Origin of the sequence: Butyrivibrio sp. INlla14 (genome assembly GCF_900102515.1) — a bacterium.
Lineage (GTDB): Bacteria > Bacillota > Clostridia > Lachnospirales > Lachnospiraceae > Butyrivibrio.
Window position 1 is genome coordinate 137,764 of record NZ_FMVS01000006.1, and the last position, 18,211, is coordinate 155,974.

Below are 18,211 nucleotides of genomic sequence, written 5' to 3' on the forward strand. Positions count from 1 at the left end.
AAAAAGAAAATATGAGGATAGCGAAAAGACAGATGAGTATATTTGATTTTTTAAAGAAGGCAGAAGATAAAGAAGAGATAGCGGAAGAAACTGTTGATACACCTAAAATACAAAATATGAAGAGTGGCAAGCAAAAAAGAAAGACTCTTCCAAAAGATATCGAGGATTACATTAGTGACGATGAGGCTGTGAAAGCAGTTTTTGAGAAGTGTGATATAAATGCCTATGGAGGCTATAGGAAAGGAAACATTTTCTTTTACAAGATTTCTGAGAATATGATCAAGTGGTGCTTGGAACAAGGAGCGGACATTAACTATCAGGATCAGTTCCATAGCACGGCTTTGATGGAGCATCTGGGAATTGCCAGTAAAGAAAGTGAGAAACAGGCTCTTTTGCTGATCCAAAATGGAGCTGATGTGAACTATGTTGGAGGTACTACAAGGGATTGCGCCCTGTCCAGAGCTATAAGTAGCGGGCACATGGAGGCAGTAGAGGCGCTTCTGGCTGCAGGCGCCGATTTAAATGCAGAGAATTTCCATCATCACACCCCGCTTGAAGCTGCTTTTGCCAGAGCTCTGCCGATAGATCTGATAAAGCTATCTCCAGTAACGGAGATGCTCTTGGAAAAGGGAGTTGTTGCCAGCGACACTGTTAGGAATGAGTTCCTGCGTGTGGCAAAAGATATAGAGTTCAGAAGAAGTGATGCTAATGCAGATTTCATGAAGCAGGTGGATGAAGCGATGGATAAGCTGTACGAGCTTTTGGATGTTCAAAGGGTTCCCAGGAGACAGCAATATGACGGCGTTAGCGAAATAAGGCCAAAGGCAGATACATGGCAGAAACAGTACCAAGAGCTGTGGAATCTTCTGGTTCCGGGCAGTGGACATGCATCAACTGTGCAGGGCGAAGTTATCAGGATTACTGGCCGGCTATCTTATGAAATTCTGGACAATGGTAGTATAAACTGGGATTCGGATTTTGGAGAACTGGTAAAAGCGTTTGTGCGATATCTTAAAATGGGGCAGCAGCTTTCAGATGCAGAATCTGCGGAAATAGAAGAGCTTGTAAAAGACATTAAGGATAAAGGCGATAAAGAACTAGGGAGACTTACTGAACTTGCTGTGAAGTGGGTTACACTGAATCCGCTGCCGATAAAGCTTGAAAACGCAGAATATAAGAGATGATATGAATAGACCAAATTTTAAAGTAATAGATTGATAATTTTCCGCAAGATATCATATTTGAGTTGATATCTTGCGGAATATTATTCCCAGAGATGTCATATTTGAGTTGATATCTTGCGAAATATTATTCCTAGAGATGGAATCCCTGGGCCCATTGTACGAAAGTAATCAAAAGTAGAATTTCATGTAAACCAGAAAATTAGGCGACTTACACGAAAGTAACATGTAGGCGTAAATTCATATAAGCAAGTATAAAAGAGAAGAAGTGGAGGCTTTACACGAAAGTAGCTGAAAGACGTAAATTCATATAAGTAAGCAAAGCTTGGTAGAACTGCTACTCTTACACGAAAATAGTAGACAAGCAGAGTTGCGTGCAAGAGAGGGTTTTAGTGGCCTTACACGAAAACAGCATGTAGGCGTAGCTTCATATAAACAAGTCCAGGATGAACTTGATGATATTCAGATGTATTTTATATAATAATGACAACTGATATTATCGCATGATTGCAGGAGATTAGCTGCTATGGGGAGTTTAAGGATGGCTGAGATAGATAGGTTAAAAGAGATAGTTGAAAAACTGCGAAGCGAGAACGGATGCCCTTGGGATAGAGCACAGACTCATGAAAGTCTAAAAGCGCCAGTTATTGAGGAAGCAGCTGAAGTGGTATGCGGAATAAACATTCTAGAGGAGACAAAAGATCCGGATAATCTCAAGGAAGAACTGGGAGATCTCCTTCTGCAGGTAATGTTTCACGCCGTTATTGCTGAGGAAGAAGGCCTTTTTACATTTGACGACGTGGTAAAAGGCATATCGGAAAAAATGGTGAGAAGGCATCCGCATGTGTTTGGCGGCGTAACGTATGCATCTGAGGAAGAGATGCATGAAGCCTGGAACAAAATTAAGAAAGAAGAAAAAGCAGGTAAAGAGTGGCATGAAGAATATCTCCCTGCAGCATTCCAAGAGGCTACCCAGCTGATCAGGAAGGCAGAAGAGAGAAAAAAGAAGAAAAACTAATGTATATGACGAAGGCTGGTGGGAGTCATTGTGAACATGGCCCTTCAACAAAACTTACTTCTAAGATGTATTATAGGTAAATACTATTGTTGGAGGATTGCTATGAAAAAAAATAATAATCATCATAAAGGAAAGCTGTGGAAGTGGCTACTACGCGGGTTTGCACTGATTCTTTTTGTGATCGCCTGGTTTGAAATTCCTGTCACAGAACACATCAGTCTTGATGGCAATGGGAAGATAAGTGCACCTGTGAGATTTGCGTTGGTTACGGACCTTCATTCCTGCTACTATGGCAAGAATCAGGCCCAGCTTGTGAAAATGCTGGAAAAAGGAAAGCCTGATGCAGTTCTTTTGTCTGGGGATATATTTGATAATAAGTTTCCTGACGGTAATTCCAAGACGTTCATTGAGGCTATAGCTTCTAAATATCCCTGTTTCTATGTTACCGGAAACCATGAAATCTGGAGCAAAAGAGATCACGAAACCAAGGAATACCTTGTTTCTAAAGGGGTTGTGGTTCTTGAAGGAACTTGCTGTACAGTGAACATAAATGGAAATGACATTGACTTCTGCGGAGTGGATGATCCCACCTACATGTCATGGGAAGAGTGGGGAGCGCAGCTTGATGAGGCTCAGGCTGGTACTTCTCCGGAAAACTTCAAAGTTCTTTTATCCCATCGCCCTGAGAAGAAGGACACATATTCTGAGTATGACTTTGATCTGGTGGTCTGTGGCCACGCCCATGGCGGACAGTGGAAAATCCCATTTACTCAGATGGGAGTTTTAGCCCCAGACCAGGGCCGATACCCTAAATACGTGGATGGCAGATATGACCTTGGAAATGGCCACAACATGGTTGTCAGTCGCGGACTTTGCCGAGAGAGAATGCCCTATCCCAGATTCTTCAACCATCCGGAAATTGTGATGATTGATGTAGAGTAGTATATTTATCACTTAACAATTATCACTGCCGCTCGTGAAGCATAAGCCACGTAAAGTGAAATGGTTGTGTGATTGTTTCGGGCAGAGAGCCCACCCAATTCGCAATGTACGAAAGTGACCAAGAAGCAGGATTTCGTGTAAGGCAGAAAATTGGGGGGCTTATACGAAAGTGACTGAAAGGCGTAGTTTCATATAAGCAAGTTAAAATGAGCAGAACTAAAGCTTTACACGAAAGTAGCAGAAAGAGGAAATGCATATAAGCCAATTAAGTATGTCAGAATTGGTGACTTTACATGAAAATGGTAGAAAAGCATATCTGCGTGTAAAGAGAGAACTGTAATGGCTTATACGAAAGTGACATATGAGCAAAATTCATATAAATAAGTTAAAATGAGTAGAGGCAGAGGTCTTACACGAAAGTAACAGAAAGACGAAAATGCATATAAACTAATCAAATTTTTGTTGGTAACAATATCTTGATTTCTGAAGATATGGATGAATTAATGAGGAGGAAAAGACATGCCATTTATTTCAACAAAAACAAATGTGACAGTATCAAAGGAAAAAGAAATACAGCTGAAGCAGCGCCTGGGGCAGGCAATATCTATTTTGCCAGGCAAGAGCGAGAACTGGCTTATGCTGGCTATTGAAGGCGATGTGCCTATGTATTTCAGGGGAGATGATTCTCAACCTACAGCATTTATTGAAGTTAAGGTTTATGGAGGTGCGCCGTCTGATGCTTATAACAAGATGACGCAGGAACTGACAGGAATATATGGTGATATCCTGGGTATAGCCCCTGATCACATGTATATTAGGTACTTTGGATCTGATGACTGGGGATGGAATGGAAGTAATTTCTGAAGTAACTTCTCATTTTTCCCATTAAACGTCTTTAATATGCATTTTTGGATATTTATCGCCTATCGTTGCGGATCTAAAATATAGTCAATAGATAGAAATGCGCTGATTGAAAGGAGGAGGCCAATGAACAGCTTTTGGAAAGGTTTTATAGTAGCTTTGCTTGTTGTTTATGTTATCTTGCCGAGGGATTTTGTTCCGGGGCCTGTTGATGACTTCCTGCTGATGTTTCTTTTGTTTGTGGCGTGCACAAGGAAATCACATACAGAGGAACATGACAAAGATAAGCGTATAGAAGTAGTTGACTCTGATTGTAAAGAAAGCAAGTGAGGGCAAATGTTATGGAAAAGAAATTGTATAGAAGCAATGATAGAAAAGTCTTTGGTGTATGCGGTGGCATCGCAGAATACTTTGGCTGGGATCCAACAGTAATAAGAATCCTCTGGGTAGTGTTTACATTATCAGGCGGTTCAGGCGCAGTATTTTACTTGATTGCAGCATTTTTGATGGACAATAGGCCTGATTACGTTAGCAGATATGAAGATCAGTAAGTGTAAAGCGAGCTCTTTTGAATAAATGATATAAAGAGGTTACGAAACAAAAAACATGAAGTTATTTAAATGCAAGACACTTAACAATAATACAGATGCTATTGATATTGGAAAGTTAAACATGCTAACTTCTGAACCTGTTAATAAGGTAAAATATAAGCCGAATCCGTGTAATAGAAGAATAGATTTTTACTATGATGAAGACAAAGTTTTTATAGAAGGGTCGGCTGACAATTACTGCACATTTTGGTTGTCAAAGACAGATATTGCAGATGTTTCGATAAATGCTCAGATATGCAAACATATTTTACATGATTCATTTAAGGTATATTTTTCTAAAGACAAATATTTTCAGGAATTACATTGTTTATTTAAGGAATCTATCTATAGGACGTGTGTGATGGGGGATTGTGCAGATAGAAGATGGCATACTCCGTTTGGAGGGTATATTAGTGATGATGATAATGCAGGATCGTCCATAGCTAAATCTCTAATTAGTTTTAAAAGTGAAATAGATAAACTGTGTGAAGCAAGAGAAGATGGTGGTAATTATTTAAGTGTCATGCAGAGTATTTTGGAACATTTATCGCAGAGGACTAATGATTCTGTATGGGATTATGTTGCTGCCACTCCATGGATTAAGATTGTGAAGAATGAAGACTATTTATTATGCTCTAAGAATGAACAGATTAAAGGCTTATACTTGCAATTAGCTAAACATTGCTCGGAACTTTATGACAGGTATATGACAGCGGTACGTTAGCCAATACATTCAAGATTGCAGAACTGAAAGGCTGGATATACTTAACACTCTGATTCTAAAAATAGCATCCCTAGGCTCGCTAAATATATTAAGAAAACAAGTAAGTTGGAAGTAGGATGAGTATGAAAACAGTAAATGTTGTCGCAGCTATAATCTGTGACGATTACAAGAAGAAAACAAAGATATTTGCCACACAGCGTGGATATGGGGAGTTTAAGGATGGCTGGGAATTTCCCGGGGGAAAGATCGAGGAAGGTGAGACACCTGAGCAGGCCCTTATTCGTGAGATAAGGGAAGAACTTGGAACTGAGATTGAAGTACATGATCTGATCGATATTATAGATTATGACTATGAGAAGTTTCACCTTCACATGAATTGCTATTGGGCAACAGTAGTGGAAGGTGAGCTAAAGCTCTTAGAGCATGAAGCCGCAAAATGGCTTGAGTACAGTGAGCTGAAAAGTGTCGATTGGCTTCCTGCAGACTTGGCGCTCATTCCAAAGATTGCAGCTGGAATGGTAACAGGCCTGGCAGAGAAAGTGAAATGTGGGTTGAGGTAATAGCATCTAAGACGTAATTATAAAAAAGTGCCAGTCAGTGCGAATTTTTCTTCACAGCGGCTGGTACCACTACCATATTACAGTGGAAATGCAACGGCTTCGTTGTAGAGCTTTTGCAATACATTAATAAAAGCATTAAGGCTCTCACGTCCATCTGCTTTATGTGTGCACAAGACGCAAGAGAAGGTATCATTGCAGTCATAAGGAATCCATGCAAACTGTCCGCTGTGGTCATTAAGAAAACCGGGAGCCAGGCAGATTCCTTTACCAGAAGCAACGTTCGTAAGTGTGGTGTCATGATCTGGGCTATTAAAATACTCAATCTTACCTGATGAAATAAGCTTTTGCTGAACTGAGCGGAGAAGTGCCGGTGAGCCGCCACCTACCATAAGAATGCGGCCATAGATGTCTTCATCAGTTATGAGATTTTTTTCTGCAAGAGGATCGTTCTTATCACAAATTAAATAAATATGACTTTGAAACAGCTTGTGGACAGTGGTGCCTGCAAGCTGTTTTGTCTGTTCTTCTAAGGCAAATACAACATCTGATTCATTTTTAAGAAAGCTGTCCATACTATTTCTGTACTGGAATCGTGGTGTAATCTGAGTGCCTGGTTCTTCCTTTTCAAATTCTTTGATTGCTTCTGGCAGGAAGTAGAGGGCCTGTCGTACTGACATACTTATAGTGATGTTTTCTTTGTATTTCGCACTGAAGTTTTGCCCCTGTTCGATAGCTCTTTTCATTTCTTCGCGCATATTTGAAAGGTAGGTTACAAACTGTTCTCCGGCAGGAGTAAGAGTAGCGCCTTTTCCGTTTCTTACAAATATTTCAAAACCAACTTCCTCTTCAAGGAGCTTTATCTGATATGAAAATGTAGGCTGGCTTACAAACATGTTCTCAGCACCTCTGGAAAAGCTCTCTGTACGAGCCAGCTCTATACAATAGTCTATCTGCTTGGTTGTCATGGCACACTCCTGATATTTAAAAATTAAATCAACTATCTGATGTTTCTATTGGAAATTATAAAACTGGCGTGAGATAATGTAAACAACAAAGGACAAAATCAATTGGTATAAGCAGTTATCTATAGAAAATTTAGATGGAGGAAATTCAAATGGCAAAAACATTAATCGCTTTCTTTTCAAGAGCGGATGAAAATTATTTTGGTGGAGCAATGAGATATGTAAAGGTGGGTAACACAGAAATCGTTGTTAACCAGATGAAGGAACTGATCGATGCAGATACATTCAAGATTGAGATGGTAAATCCTTATTCACCTGTGTACATGACCTGCATTGATGAAGCCAAGAAAGATTTAAGAGAAAATGCTCGTCCTGAGCTTACAAATTATTTAGATAGCATAGATGAATACGACACCATTGTGCTTGCTTATCCAAATTACTGGGGAACATTTCCTATGGCAGTTGCAACTTTCCTTGAAAGATACGATTTTACAGGGAAAAACATTCTTCCTCTTTGCACTAATGAGGGAAGTGGCATGGGCTTAAGTGAACGTGATGTAAAAAAGTATGCAAAAGGCGCAGAGGTAAGAAGCGGTCTTGCAATTACTGGTAGCCAGGCTGCAAATGCGAAAACAGCTGTAGAGAAGTGGTTTTCCGCTAACGGGTTGATGTAAAGGAATAATGCTATGGGTGAAGAAGCAAAAATTTCAGAATTATATAAAGACTACTGGGATTATATGATAGAGAAAAACATAGAAAGTCTTAGAAATCTTATGTCTTCAGACTATTGTCTTTATCATATGACTGGTGTGAAGCAGTCTGCTGATGAATTTATAGAGGGATTAAAGAATGGTACCTTCAATTATTATTCAGCCGAGCATGATGACATTGTAGTAAGTATTGATGGTGATGAGGCAACCATGACAGGAAAAAGCAGAGTAGTTGCTGCTGTCTACGGTGGAGGAAAAGGAAGCTGGAGATTGCAGGGAAACTTTACTCTTAGAAAAGAAGATGGAAGCTGGAAGTTTACAAGTTCCAGAGCATCAACATATTAAGGAGGATTTCGCAAATGGAAAATGGGAAATTGTTCCTCAGTTTATCCAGGTAGAAGCACATCCATATTTTACACAAACAGAGCTTCGTAAGACTTTGGACAAATATGATATTAAGCTTATGAGCTGGTATCCACTTGGCCATGGTGACAAGTCTCTCATCAACGAGCCTGTATTTGCTGAGCTTGGTAAGAAATATGGCAAGTCATCAGCACAGATTATACTTCGCTGGCATACTCAGATGGGATTTGTAGTAATTCCCGGAAGCAAAAATGTAGATCATATCAAGGATAACTTGGACATTCTTGATTTTAAGCTCACAGATCAAGAGATGGCAGAAATCGCCAAGCTTGATAAGAATGAGAGATATTATCATAGAACTGATGCTCAGCTCGTTCAGTTTGCAGGGTGGAAACCGGATTTTGAAAAATAGGCTTTATTTAGTGTAGAGGATCTTAGGATCCTCTATTTTTGTAGTGGGAAAAGAGGATTTAAGAGCTGGGGACAATCGTATATTATATATAGTTTAAGTGTATATATATTTGTAGTCAAAGAATGAACAGTTAGTTTAAATGTGATATGCCATAGAACGGGAACCAGCAGAGGATGGCTTCCCATTCTATGTACTGCTGAGAGTATGTTAAGCCAGTTATTTATAGTCAAACAATAACAGCGTTCTTCATCAACAGATTTCTCTTTACCACTGTCCATAATGTCGATCCAGCAGTTCCTGAACCGATTCTTTCAAATCATCGCTGAAGTCAGCGAGATCTTCCTGTGTAATGATTCCAATATTTATCATGGTCACAATATCAAAAATGGCTTCACCTTTATCAAGCTGCACTTGCACACCGGGATTCTTCTTATCTTTCTTGATTCGTTTATCGAGATCCCAGAACTTGGTAGATGCAGGCTTCTTACTCTGGAGCATTTTAACGTACTCTTTTAATATTCTTTCCATATATGCTTCCTGCCATTCAGGAACCTTCTCCATGAACAATTTCCAATCAGCTTTTGTAATGCCATTCATAATTATAGAACTCCTGTGGTTATCACTTTTTGTAAATGATCATAGCACATATCTATGCCTATTTGCATTTGAATCTCTGGTTGGGTCTCCGAAAGCCACATGAATACTGGGCGGAAAAGCTGTCATTTTTATGGGACTGATAGAGGTTTACACTTTAGTTACAAGGTGAAGAGAAAGTTGCTTTTTGGGGAGAACACATTATGGAGAGACTTTTGTATTGGCTAAGAAAAAGTATTTATAGGAACAACAAATTCTGTAAACACTTCTGTGTCACTTGCGAGTTCTATGAAATCTGCAAGAGAGACGGAAGCCTGGATTGAAAGAGAGGTAGAGTTATGACTTTTGGAAAGAAAGATAAGAATGTCAGATTAACAGATAAGCAGTACAAGGATATTACAAGCAATATGAGTAAAAGAGAACGTAGAGAATTTGACCGCCGACAGGATGAACTCAAAAGAGAAAGAGAAGAAGACAGGCTGCTCGGGTGGCTGGAGTTCGAGGATGAGCTTGATGATATCTAGGTGTTTTTAATATAATAATGATAACTGATATTATCACATGATTGCAGGAGATGAGCTTCTATGGGACATAATAATCGTTGTTTATATGACAGTGATATTAAGGTGTTTTTGGCCAAAGATAAAGAATCTATATTTGGTGTGTTGTGTGATAGATATCATGGTGATGCGCTTACCACCACAAGAATGGCATGGATGGGGGAAATTGAGATATTGCAGAATGCGCTCATTCCATGGAAGGAAAGCAACGGCCGAATAATCTTCGAATATGATATTCCGCGATTGGGAAAAAGACTGGATGTGGTACTACTACTCAAAGGTATTATTTTTTGCCTGGAGTTTAAAGTAGGCGAGAGTAATATAAATGAAAGTGATGTAGATCAGGTGTTGGATTATGCGCTGGATCTGAAAAACTTTCATAAGTATAGCCATGATAAATTAATCGTACCGATTCTCATAGCTACAAAGCATAAGAGAACATCTTCTGTAATACAGCCTTCTGTTTATGATGACAGAGTTGTTAATCCGCTTGTGACAGGCGAGGGAGGCATTTCAACTCTGATTGAGGAAGTGCTTCATCGATTCCCAAATGAAATGGAAATTGATTCTAACTGGATAATAAGTCCTTATGCTCCAACGCCTACAATTATAGAAGCTGCAAAAGCGCTCTATGAAAGCCACTCTGTTGAAGATATAACAAGACATGAAGCTGACAAAGTGACTACAGATCGCACTATTTCTTATATTTTGGATATTATAAAAAAGAGCAAAAGAGACGGCGAAAAGAGTATTTGCTTTGTGACAGGAGTACCTGGTGCGGGTAAGACTTTAGTTGGTCTTGATGTGGCTGTTAAGCAGACATATCAAGGAACTGATAAACCTATAGATGATGAAGGCGCCGTATATTTATCTGGAAATGGTCCATTAGTAGCGGTTTTAAACGAAGCTCTTGCCAAGGACAATTTTCAGAAGTGCAAAGATAGAGGAGAAGCGAAGAAGCTTTCTGATTCCAGACGTGAGGTGGGTAAATTCATTCAGATTATCCATCGTTATAGAGATAACATGTTAGCTAAGATCAAGAATCCGGTTGAAAATGGTATTCTTGAAATAGACCCAACTAAGGCTGTAAAGATGCAAGAGGCTGGATATGGTGAAGTTGAGCATGTTGCGATTTTTGATGAAGCTCAGCGCTCTTGGACACACAAAAGACTTGCAGATTATTTAAAACGTGGAGGAACTTATGGTAACAAGCTGAAAGTTCCTAATTTTCCTATGTCTGAAGCTTCTTTCCTGATATGGTCACTTGATCAGAGAGAAGATTGGGCTACCATAGTGTGCCTTGTTGGTGGTGGACAGGAAATAAACACTGGTGAAGCCGGTATTTCAGAATGGATCAAGTCTTTAAATGAAACCTTTACACATTGGAAGGTGTACATTTCTCCACAGCTTACTGAGCCAGAATATGCGGAGGGCAAGGTAAATGAATTATTGAAAGATAATAAAAATGTTACATATTCTGAGGATCTTCATTTAGGCGTATCACTTAGATCCTTTAGGGCTGAGAAACTTTCCGCCATGGTTCATGCGCTTCTTTCATTGGATTCTGATGCGGCGTCAATTTATTCTGAGATAAAAGAAAAGTATCCTATTCTATTAACCAGAGATATGGAAGTGGCAAAAAGATGGCTGCACGATAATGTGCGAGGAACTGAAAGAACAGGTGTCCTGATTACCAAAGAATCTGCCAGATTTAAACCACTAGGAATTCATGTTCTTCAATCTGATGTTGAGAATGCAGTACATTGGTTCCTTGAAGATAAAGCTGATACAAGGTCATCAAATTACCTGGAAGATGCTGCAACTGAGATACAAGTTCAAGGATTGGAACTTGATTATACCTGCCTGTTATGGGATGCAGATATGAGATATGAAGGCGGTAAATGGCATTATTACAAATTTAACGGAAGAGATAAGTGGAATGAACTTGTAGCCAACTCGGAGAGTCGGCAAGAGCAAATTAAGTATATGTTAAATGCTTACAGAGTCCTGCTCACCAGAGCTAGATCAGGAATGATCATTTGTGTTCCAGCAGGCAATTCACATAAGACAACTACAGGATTCTGGGAGGATGAAACACGTCTTCCAGAGTACTATGATGGAACCTATCAATATCTAAAGAGCATCGGGTTTGAAGAAATATAGGATTGGAATATTAAATGGCTGAATATAATCTCAACGGCAAAATTGAATACGGCCTAAAAATAGAGGGAGACTACTATAACCATTTGGACATAGAAGGCTTCTCTCTTATGATGAAGAATCCTTCTTTCTGTTACAAGTTTTATTGGCTGGAAGCAATTGTTGATCTAATCTCTGAAGGCATAACAGAAACAACTTTTAATGAAGTAATAAACGAGATGATTGCCAATGCCTGGTACTCAGTGTTGGAGTTCCATATCCATCTTAGTGGAATAGTATTAGGCGAAGTAAAGGACGGTCTTGAGAGAACAGTCCTAAAACTTAGTGATATCAGCGGACTTTCCGCCAATGCTTCAAAAGTTGAGATAAAGAATAAAATAAAGGAATTCGATAAAGAGCTAAAAGCTGAAAAAGAACAGCTTACCAATATGGTTCCATACAGGGCTCTGGCCGGATTCTTTAATAAGTTTGATGAAACGGCAGATTGGGAAAGCACTCGCAGAATGATTTCATATATTGAGCGTGTTAACAAGGTCAACATTCTGCCTTACACTCTTGGAAACAGTAGTAAGTTGAATAAAGAAATATATTTCAATCCGTCATGGATCAAGATGATACAGGATAATACGGTATCAATACTTGGGTGGATACAGTTTGAAAAAGTAAAATGGCTTCAGAATAATAATCCAGAAGTCCCGGGACTTGTGTACAAGCTAGCCCCAATGGATGAGAAAATGCGTAAGCTCAATGCAGTAAGAAAATTGTGGAATGCAGTTCTCAGCTTAGAACCAGTCGCAGATGTATTTACTGGAAAACAAATTGATATTAAGCAGTATGATGTAGATCACTTCATTCCATGGTCTTTTGTCATGAATGATGAGCTATGGAATCTGATGCCAATGGATTCATCGTTAAATTCGTCTAAGAGTAACAAGCTTCCTGAGTGGGATCCTTTTTTCATAAGGTTTGCCAACAACCAGTTTAAACTTTACAAAATGATAAATGATACAAATCGCCCAGCTGTACATAAACTGTTTGAAGCGTGCTACAAGGATAATATACATTCTATCTGGGCTAATCAGGAACTGTACAGACCAGGAAATACCAGTGAGGAGTTTGAGCATATTCTGGAAAAGAATATGAGACCAGTGTACGACTCTGCTCGTAGACAAGGATATGAGCTATGGAAGATTACATAAATAAAAACATAGAGTACTATAACAAGAATGCTGATTCCTTTTTTGAGGGAAGTGTTAATGCAGACATGTCATCTGAAAGGGACAGATTTATATCCTATCTCCCGGCTGGAGGAAAAATACTCGATGCAGGATGTGGAAGTGGAAGAGATAGCAAGGCATTCTTGGAAAAAGGATTTGATGTAATAGCATTTGACGCATCAGAAGAGATGTGCAAAAGAGCTTCTGAGTACATCGGTCAAGAAGTTATCAACATGCTGTTTCAAGATTTGACATATAAAGATGAGTTTGATGGAATCTGGGCAAGCGCATCGCTTCTGCATGTACCGATGGAGGAGTTACCGGGCATTTTAATGAAGATGAAGGAAGCGCTTAAAAGTGGTGGCGTTATGTATGCATCATTCAAGTATGGTGATGGAATAAAGATGCGTGGTGAGCGTAGATTCAGCGACTTCAACGAAAAAAGTATTATTCCACTTTTTGAGAACGCTGGATTTAGCATTATATATAATGAGGTCGGTAATGATAACAGACCCGGTAGAGAAAATGAGATGTGGGTTAATGTAATTGGAATTATTCATTGAGCATGTAGTAAGAGTGAGGATATATGATTACTATTAAAGAGTTTAACTATTCAAGTACTGAGATGAGAGTAATGAGCTATTGGCAATATGCCACCAACTGGCCAATAGTATATATTATGCACAATGACACAGATGCTTATGTTGGAGAGACTCTTGATGGAGTTCGCAGGACTAAGCAACATCTTGAAGAGGAATGTCCTCAATTTACTGAAAAAGGTGCAGTTGTTCTTGGAGTAAGCAAAGACACAGTGGCATCACACAAGAAGTTTGAAAAAAACTACGGACTTGCGTTCACCCTGCTTGCTGATCCTGAGCGCAAGGTGATAGAAGCCTACGATGTTTGGAAAGAGAAGAAAAACTATGGAAAAACATCCATGGGTGTAGTCAGAACGACATACTTGATTGATGAAGAGGGTATGATCATCAGAGCAAATGATAAGGTCAAAGCCGCAGATGATGCCGAGAAGATGCTGGGTGAATTGTCATGAGGATCATTTTATCTCCTGCAAAGAAAATGAACATCGATACTGATACTCTTGAGCACCAAGGATTGCCGGTCTTTTTGAATCAAACCAAAGAAATCCTTGATTGGCTTAGAATACAGTCGTATGCAGATTTGCAGAGGCTATGGAATTGTAATGACAAGATTGCGGAGCAGAATTTTAAGCGCGTTAAAGAAATGGACATTTATAAAAGGCTGACTCCGGCGATCATTTCTTACGAGGGAATTGCATTTCAATATATGGCTCCGTCTGTTTTTGAGAACAGTTCTTTTGACTATGTTCAGGAACATCTGAGAATTCTGTCGGGGTTTTACGGAGTATTAAAACCTATGGACGGGGTTACGCCATATAGGCTTGAAATGCAGGCAAAAGCAGTAATAAATGGGGCCAAGGACTTATATGAATTTTGGGGCTCTTCACTGTACAAAGAGGTAAGGGACGACTCTGGAGTAATAGTAAATCTTGCTTCCAAGGAATACTCTAAATGTATAGAGAAGTATCTAACACCCGAAGACCACTATGTAACAGTTGTTTTTGGTGAGATGGAAAAGGGTAAATTTGTTACCAAAGGAACGTATGCAAAAATGGCTAGAGGTGAAATGGTCAGGTATATGGCAGAGCATCAGATAGAGGACCCGGACGACATCAGATCTTTTGACAGGCTAGGCTATGTTTACAGAGAAAATCTTTCCAATGCCACACAGATAGTGTTTGAACATAGCTAGATTTCCTTTTGTTTAGACATGGATAGTTTATTAGATTTTGGGGAACCGATATTAAGAAACATGCTGAAGAATGCGTAAAAGTTGTTGAGGAAGCAATATTAGATGTGAAGGTGGATGAAACTGATGGTGGAGATTACTGATCTTAATAAGATTATCGCCATGAACATAGATAAAGATATTTTAAAGGAAATAGAACATAATCCCGAGAGATATTGTGAAATTGCTAGACATAGAGGGAAAATTGAGCAACCTGGGGTTCTAAAGATTATAGGTGATGTTAGAAGGCATTCTACATTCAAATATGAAAAAGAGCATAAGCAACTATGGAGCCTTTGGGGGAAGGTGGATAAGGAAAAATGGATATGTGTAGAGGTAGGGAGTAGCAACAATATCATAAATGAGATATGTGAAATAATAAGACTGATGGCTTCTGTTCCTTTTGAGGTTGGAAAAACAGGGGCGTTTCATAAAGGGGTTAATCTCTATAGTTTTTATACATATTCTGACAAAAACAGTTGCAAGTATCGGAAATGTAATGAACTTTTTCAAGAGTTCATTTGGGTCGAAATCCATGTTGAAAACTACGTTGAGGCATTGGATATAGGTGGCTATAATTGTGTTAATTACGCTGAGGTTAAGTATGCTTATGACAATAAGGCATTACTGTGGAATCCAGCACCAGCTATGTATGGAAACAAAGAGAAAGAAATATTAGGGAGATTTTTTGAATGGGAAAGACAGCAATAGCATATTACAGCAAGCCCCACGGCAACACCAAGAAAGTACTTGATTACATAAAGGAGTATGAACCATGGCATCTGCCGGAGTAGTAGGCAATACAAGGATTCTGAAAGCTATTTTGCATCCGTATAAGGATGATGAAGATGTTAAAAAAATGGAAAAGTCAATTGCAGATCAATTGGCGGTCAATGATATTTTCCAGTGAGGATATATAATGCTAAGCTTTGAAGAGTTCACAAGTATATATGATGCAGCGCAGGGGGAGCCTGAGTTTGAGATATACTTCATGAATCAAACGAAGACATACATGATTATAAAGTATGATGATCATGTATCTTTCCAAAGGAGTGGTGCAAATGATGGAAGTGGAGAATATGTTTATCCATCTTTGGAAGAGTTATATCAGACTGAATCCGTGGATGGTATCTGCCTCAGGGATAAATGGGGTAATATCGAAACGATAATAGGTGATGGTACATATGACTTATCCATACCAGAGGAACTGGAAAGTTTCATGGTATTCAGAAACATACATTTGTAGCAGAAAGAGAGACTAATGGAATATTTTGATATAACAGACGACAATGGAATACCTACAGGGGGAATTGTAAGTAGGAGCGAAGCCCATGAAAAGGGTATTCCTCACAGAACTGCACATATATGGATAGTAAGAAAAGATGAAGATGCCTATCAAGTGCTTCTTCAGAAGCGAAGTGCTGAAAAAGAGTCTTTTCCCGGGATGTTTGATACTTCTTCTGCGGGACATATTCAGGCAGGTGATGATCCGCTTGAATCAGCTCAGAGAGAGCTTCATGAGGAACTAGGGATAAGAGCAAATGAAGGAGATCTTTCTTTTGTTGGGAAGTTCCACATCAAATATGAGATGGAGTTCCACGGAAAACTCTTTAATGACAATGAAGTGGCTTTTGTTTATGTGTATGAAAAGCCGGTAGATATTGACAGCCTCGTTCTTCAAAAGGAAGAGGTTGATGAGGTCAGATGGTTTGACATAAACGCAGTTCATGAGGGATGCATTTACAGAGATGGAACATTCTGTGTTCCAATGGAGGGGTTTGAAACTCTTATGAAGTATCTTGGTGAAAAACAATGAATCAGTCACAACTTATTAGCAGAGTAAACAGCTCTATGTGTCAGCAGGTAAATAATACAGGCTACGCTACAGCAGTACAGACTCTTATGGATCTGGATATCCTGTCAAAAGAGAATTATGAGAGATGGCGTAATGGCCAGATTCCGTATCTTGAAAAAGTTTGTAAGATCAACCTAAAAAAGTTAGCAGGTGTTCTTGAAGAAATGAAGAGCTACGCTGGGAAGAACAATCTGAAACCAAGGTTTACTTTTTATAAGCAGTGGGGAAGGAAAAACAAATCCACAGTGCAGTTAAGATTCAGCAAAAACGGAAATGAATACATAGAGAAGCTGTATGCAACACATTATGTTAAGACGATAAATAAAACAAATTAAAAAGACAGCCGTTTGGCTCGGTTAGGGGATCACATCTAGAATAGATCCCAGGCTCTCGACTGTCTCTGATCACTATAACAGATGCTGACATGTTTGAACATATCATAAAAGATACTTTTAGCTGGCTTATTGGCCAGCTTTTTTTGTTATAGTTATGAACTTTGCTGCAGACTGGCCTCGCGGATAGAGGGAGTTTTATCACCCACCTTATCGTGTAGGATGTAAATGTAAGGTAAATGTGAGGACAGAAAGTTATTTCACGGAAATAGAAAAATAACTCATCTGAAATCACAAAAGTAATTATTTTTGAAAACGCGGTTGTGCTTTATGATTGATTTACAATAGCACAACCTCACAAAGAAGGAGAAATAACCATGAAAAAGGCAATATTTGGTTTACTGATGGCGATGGTAGTGATGTTGACGGCAGCAGGTGTATCACCTATAACTGTAGAGGCATCCAGTAAGACTAAAACTTCATATACAACAAAGAGCAGTTCAAGTAAATCTAAGAAAAAAACAAGTAGTTCTTCCAGTAAGAGCAAATCATCTAAGAGCACAAGTAAGAAGAGTAGCAGTTCTTCAAAGAGTACAACCAAGAAGAGTGGCAAGAAGAGCAGCAGCGATTACTACGGAGCTAAGAATTATAAATCAGCTCAGGACTTCGCAGATGATAAGTACGAAGAGTTCTACGATTACGAAGATGACTACGAGGATGAAGACGAGGCTTACGACGCTGCAGTAGATTACTGGAATGATTACGACGACTAAAACTAAGATAGATTAAGGCAACTGGGGAATGGCATAAAAAATAGCTATTCCTCTTTTTATTTGCGAGGGATTTATTATGTATGATGAGTTTAATAATAGTTCTTTTGACCTGGATCATGACGGGAAAATTGATAGTGCTGAAGCTTCGTTTATCGAAGATACATATTATGGGGATCATAACGGCATCTCAACTGGATTTGATGAGGACGATGATTATGGATTATCTTGTAGAAGAAGTGCTGGATATCGTTCTTCAAATGATACCTATCATGAAATTGATTTTGATAAGTTAAGAAAAGATGTTAAGCGCGATGAGGCTAGAAGAAATCTAATCGCTATAGGAATACTATTTGCTGTGGCACTTATTGCTCACGATTCTCCTGGAATCATCCTTTTTGTTGGAGCTATGCTACTATCTGCAAAGATTTCGAGAGTATTTTGACAAGGTTATTCAAGAACTTGCGGCCTCTCATTTTCTTTGATTTGCCGAAGATGGAAAAGAGTATTCAGCAGAAGGAAATAAGCCCTCTAAAAAGGCAGTTGAAGTTAAAGATATACATGGCAGGTACA

General features: G+C 39.0%; 26 protein-coding genes. 24 read left to right on the forward strand and 2 right to left on the reverse strand.

Features of this window, described 5'->3' with window-relative positions:
- Window positions 1-32 precede the first annotated feature (32 nt).
- The 8 genes from BLO53_RS05195 (at window position 33) to BLO53_RS05230 (ending at window position 5,876) form a co-directional block, all read left to right on the forward strand.
- The gene (locus tag BLO53_RS05195; protein ID WP_242875307.1) at window positions 33-1,184 is read left to right on the forward strand and encodes an ankyrin repeat domain-containing protein; all 1,152 of its coding nucleotides are present in this window, start codon (window positions 33-35) and stop codon (window positions 1,182-1,184) included.
- A 538-nt stretch (window positions 1,185-1,722) separates the two neighbouring features.
- Window positions 1,723-2,199, forward strand: a complete 477-nt coding sequence (locus tag BLO53_RS05200) for a MazG family protein (protein ID WP_092059430.1) — start codon at window positions 1,723-1,725, stop codon at window positions 2,197-2,199.
- 102 nt (window positions 2,200-2,301) lie between these two features.
- The gene (locus BLO53_RS05205; protein WP_176757171.1) at window positions 2,302-3,141 is read left to right on the forward strand and encodes a metallophosphoesterase; all 840 of its coding nucleotides are present in this window, start codon (window positions 2,302-2,304) and stop codon (window positions 3,139-3,141) included.
- Window positions 3,142-3,660: 519 nt separating this feature from the next.
- Window positions 3,661-4,005, forward strand: a complete 345-nt coding sequence (locus BLO53_RS05210; RefSeq protein ID WP_092059434.1) for a phenylpyruvate tautomerase MIF-related protein — start codon at window positions 3,661-3,663, stop codon at window positions 4,003-4,005.
- A gap of 123 nt (window positions 4,006-4,128) precedes the next feature.
- Window positions 4,129-4,332 carry a hypothetical protein gene (locus BLO53_RS05215; protein ID WP_092059436.1) on the forward strand — a complete coding sequence of 68 codons (204 nt, stop codon included), beginning with the start codon at window positions 4,129-4,131 and terminating at the stop codon, window positions 4,330-4,332.
- 11 nt (window positions 4,333-4,343) lie between these two features.
- Window positions 4,344-4,553, forward strand: a complete 210-nt coding sequence (locus tag BLO53_RS05220) for a PspC domain-containing protein (protein ID WP_092059438.1) — start codon at window positions 4,344-4,346, stop codon at window positions 4,551-4,553.
- 55 nt (window positions 4,554-4,608) lie between these two features.
- On the forward strand, window positions 4,609-5,316 hold the full coding sequence (locus tag BLO53_RS05225; protein WP_092059440.1) for a hypothetical protein: 708 nt from the start codon (window positions 4,609-4,611) through the stop codon (window positions 5,314-5,316).
- 122 nt (window positions 5,317-5,438) lie between these two features.
- Window positions 5,439-5,876, forward strand: coding sequence for a (deoxy)nucleoside triphosphate pyrophosphohydrolase (locus BLO53_RS05230; RefSeq protein WP_092059442.1), 438 nt, complete (start codon window positions 5,439-5,441; stop codon window positions 5,874-5,876).
- A 77-nt stretch (window positions 5,877-5,953) separates the two neighbouring features.
- On the opposite strand, the gene BLO53_RS05235 is transcribed toward BLO53_RS05230, so the two are convergent.
- Window positions 5,954-6,841 carry a LysR family transcriptional regulator gene (locus BLO53_RS05235; RefSeq protein WP_092059444.1) on the reverse strand — a complete coding sequence of 296 codons (888 nt, stop codon included), beginning with the start codon at window positions 6,839-6,841 and terminating at the stop codon, window positions 5,954-5,956.
- Between the two features lie 149 nt (window positions 6,842-6,990).
- On the opposite strand from BLO53_RS05235, the gene BLO53_RS05240 reads away from it, so the two are divergent.
- From BLO53_RS05240 to BLO53_RS05250, 3 genes are read left to right on the forward strand one after another with little or no spacing between them, the layout of a single operon-like run.
- The gene (locus BLO53_RS05240) at window positions 6,991-7,512 is read left to right on the forward strand and encodes a flavodoxin (protein WP_176757172.1); all 522 of its coding nucleotides are present in this window, start codon (window positions 6,991-6,993) and stop codon (window positions 7,510-7,512) included.
- A 12-nt stretch (window positions 7,513-7,524) separates the two neighbouring features.
- The gene (locus BLO53_RS05245) at window positions 7,525-7,893 is read left to right on the forward strand and encodes a nuclear transport factor 2 family protein (RefSeq protein ID WP_092059448.1); all 369 of its coding nucleotides are present in this window, start codon (window positions 7,525-7,527) and stop codon (window positions 7,891-7,893) included.
- Window positions 7,850-8,323, forward strand: a complete 474-nt coding sequence (locus BLO53_RS05250) for an aldo/keto reductase (RefSeq protein ID WP_330388817.1) — start codon at window positions 7,850-7,852, stop codon at window positions 8,321-8,323. Before BLO53_RS05245 ends, BLO53_RS05250 begins: the two co-directional genes overlap by 44 nt.
- Window positions 8,324-8,587: 264 nt before the next feature.
- Here the strand turns inward: BLO53_RS05250 and BLO53_RS05255 are convergent, their stop codons facing one another.
- Window positions 8,588-8,920 carry a multidrug transporter gene (locus BLO53_RS05255; RefSeq protein WP_092059450.1) on the reverse strand — a complete coding sequence of 111 codons (333 nt, stop codon included), beginning with the start codon at window positions 8,918-8,920 and terminating at the stop codon, window positions 8,588-8,590.
- A 335-nt stretch (window positions 8,921-9,255) separates the two neighbouring features.
- On the opposite strand from BLO53_RS05255, the gene BLO53_RS05260 reads away from it, so the two are divergent.
- From BLO53_RS05260 to BLO53_RS05315, 13 genes are all read left to right on the forward strand, one after another.
- Window positions 9,256-9,441: a hypothetical protein gene (locus BLO53_RS05260; RefSeq protein ID WP_092059452.1), complete on the forward strand. Its 186-nt coding sequence runs from the start codon at window positions 9,256-9,258 to the stop codon at window positions 9,439-9,441.
- A gap of 60 nt (window positions 9,442-9,501) precedes the next feature.
- Window positions 9,502-11,640 (forward strand): DNA/RNA helicase domain-containing protein, encoded by a 2,139-nt coding sequence (locus BLO53_RS05265; protein ID WP_092059454.1) that lies wholly within the window; start codon window positions 9,502-9,504, stop codon window positions 11,638-11,640.
- 14 nt (window positions 11,641-11,654) lie between these two features.
- Window positions 11,655-12,836 carry an HNH endonuclease domain-containing protein gene (locus BLO53_RS19115; RefSeq protein WP_176757173.1) on the forward strand — a complete coding sequence of 394 codons (1,182 nt, stop codon included), beginning with the start codon at window positions 11,655-11,657 and terminating at the stop codon, window positions 12,834-12,836.
- The gene (locus BLO53_RS05275) at window positions 12,821-13,417 is read left to right on the forward strand and encodes a class I SAM-dependent methyltransferase (protein ID WP_207648465.1); all 597 of its coding nucleotides are present in this window, start codon (window positions 12,821-12,823) and stop codon (window positions 13,415-13,417) included. Before BLO53_RS19115 ends, BLO53_RS05275 begins: the two co-directional genes overlap by 16 nt.
- Window positions 13,418-13,440: 23 nt before the next feature.
- Window positions 13,441-13,905: a peroxiredoxin family protein gene (locus tag BLO53_RS05280; protein WP_330388819.1), complete on the forward strand. Its 465-nt coding sequence runs from the start codon at window positions 13,441-13,443 to the stop codon at window positions 13,903-13,905.
- Window positions 13,902-14,645 carry a peroxide stress protein YaaA gene (gene yaaA, locus BLO53_RS05285; protein ID WP_092059456.1) on the forward strand — a complete coding sequence of 248 codons (744 nt, stop codon included), beginning with the start codon at window positions 13,902-13,904 and terminating at the stop codon, window positions 14,643-14,645. The genes BLO53_RS05280 and yaaA overlap by 4 nt, the downstream gene beginning before the upstream one ends.
- Before the next feature lie 123 nt (window positions 14,646-14,768).
- Window positions 14,769-15,392, forward strand: a complete 624-nt coding sequence (locus tag BLO53_RS05290; RefSeq protein WP_143003210.1) for a hypothetical protein — start codon at window positions 14,769-14,771, stop codon at window positions 15,390-15,392.
- Between the two features lie 64 nt (window positions 15,393-15,456).
- A complete protein-coding gene (locus BLO53_RS19755) occupies window positions 15,457-15,591 on the forward strand; it encodes a hypothetical protein (protein ID WP_255363878.1) in 135 nt (44 codons plus the stop codon).
- 9 nt (window positions 15,592-15,600) lie between these two features.
- A complete protein-coding gene (locus tag BLO53_RS05295) occupies window positions 15,601-15,927 on the forward strand; it encodes a hypothetical protein (protein ID WP_092059460.1) in 327 nt (108 codons plus the stop codon).
- A gap of 15 nt (window positions 15,928-15,942) precedes the next feature.
- Window positions 15,943-16,497, forward strand: a complete 555-nt coding sequence (locus BLO53_RS05300; protein WP_092059462.1) for an NUDIX hydrolase — start codon at window positions 15,943-15,945, stop codon at window positions 16,495-16,497.
- Entirely contained in the window at window positions 16,494-16,871 is a 378-nt protein-coding gene (locus BLO53_RS05305) for a hypothetical protein (RefSeq protein WP_092059464.1), read from the forward strand. The genes BLO53_RS05300 and BLO53_RS05305 overlap by 4 nt, the downstream gene beginning before the upstream one ends.
- Window positions 16,872-17,245: 374 nt before the next feature.
- Window positions 17,246-17,641: a hypothetical protein gene (locus BLO53_RS05310; protein WP_092059466.1), complete on the forward strand. Its 396-nt coding sequence runs from the start codon at window positions 17,246-17,248 to the stop codon at window positions 17,639-17,641.
- Between the two features lie 76 nt (window positions 17,642-17,717).
- Window positions 17,718-18,083: a hypothetical protein gene (locus BLO53_RS05315; protein WP_092059468.1), complete on the forward strand. Its 366-nt coding sequence runs from the start codon at window positions 17,718-17,720 to the stop codon at window positions 18,081-18,083.
- Window positions 18,084-18,211 lie beyond the last annotated feature (128 nt).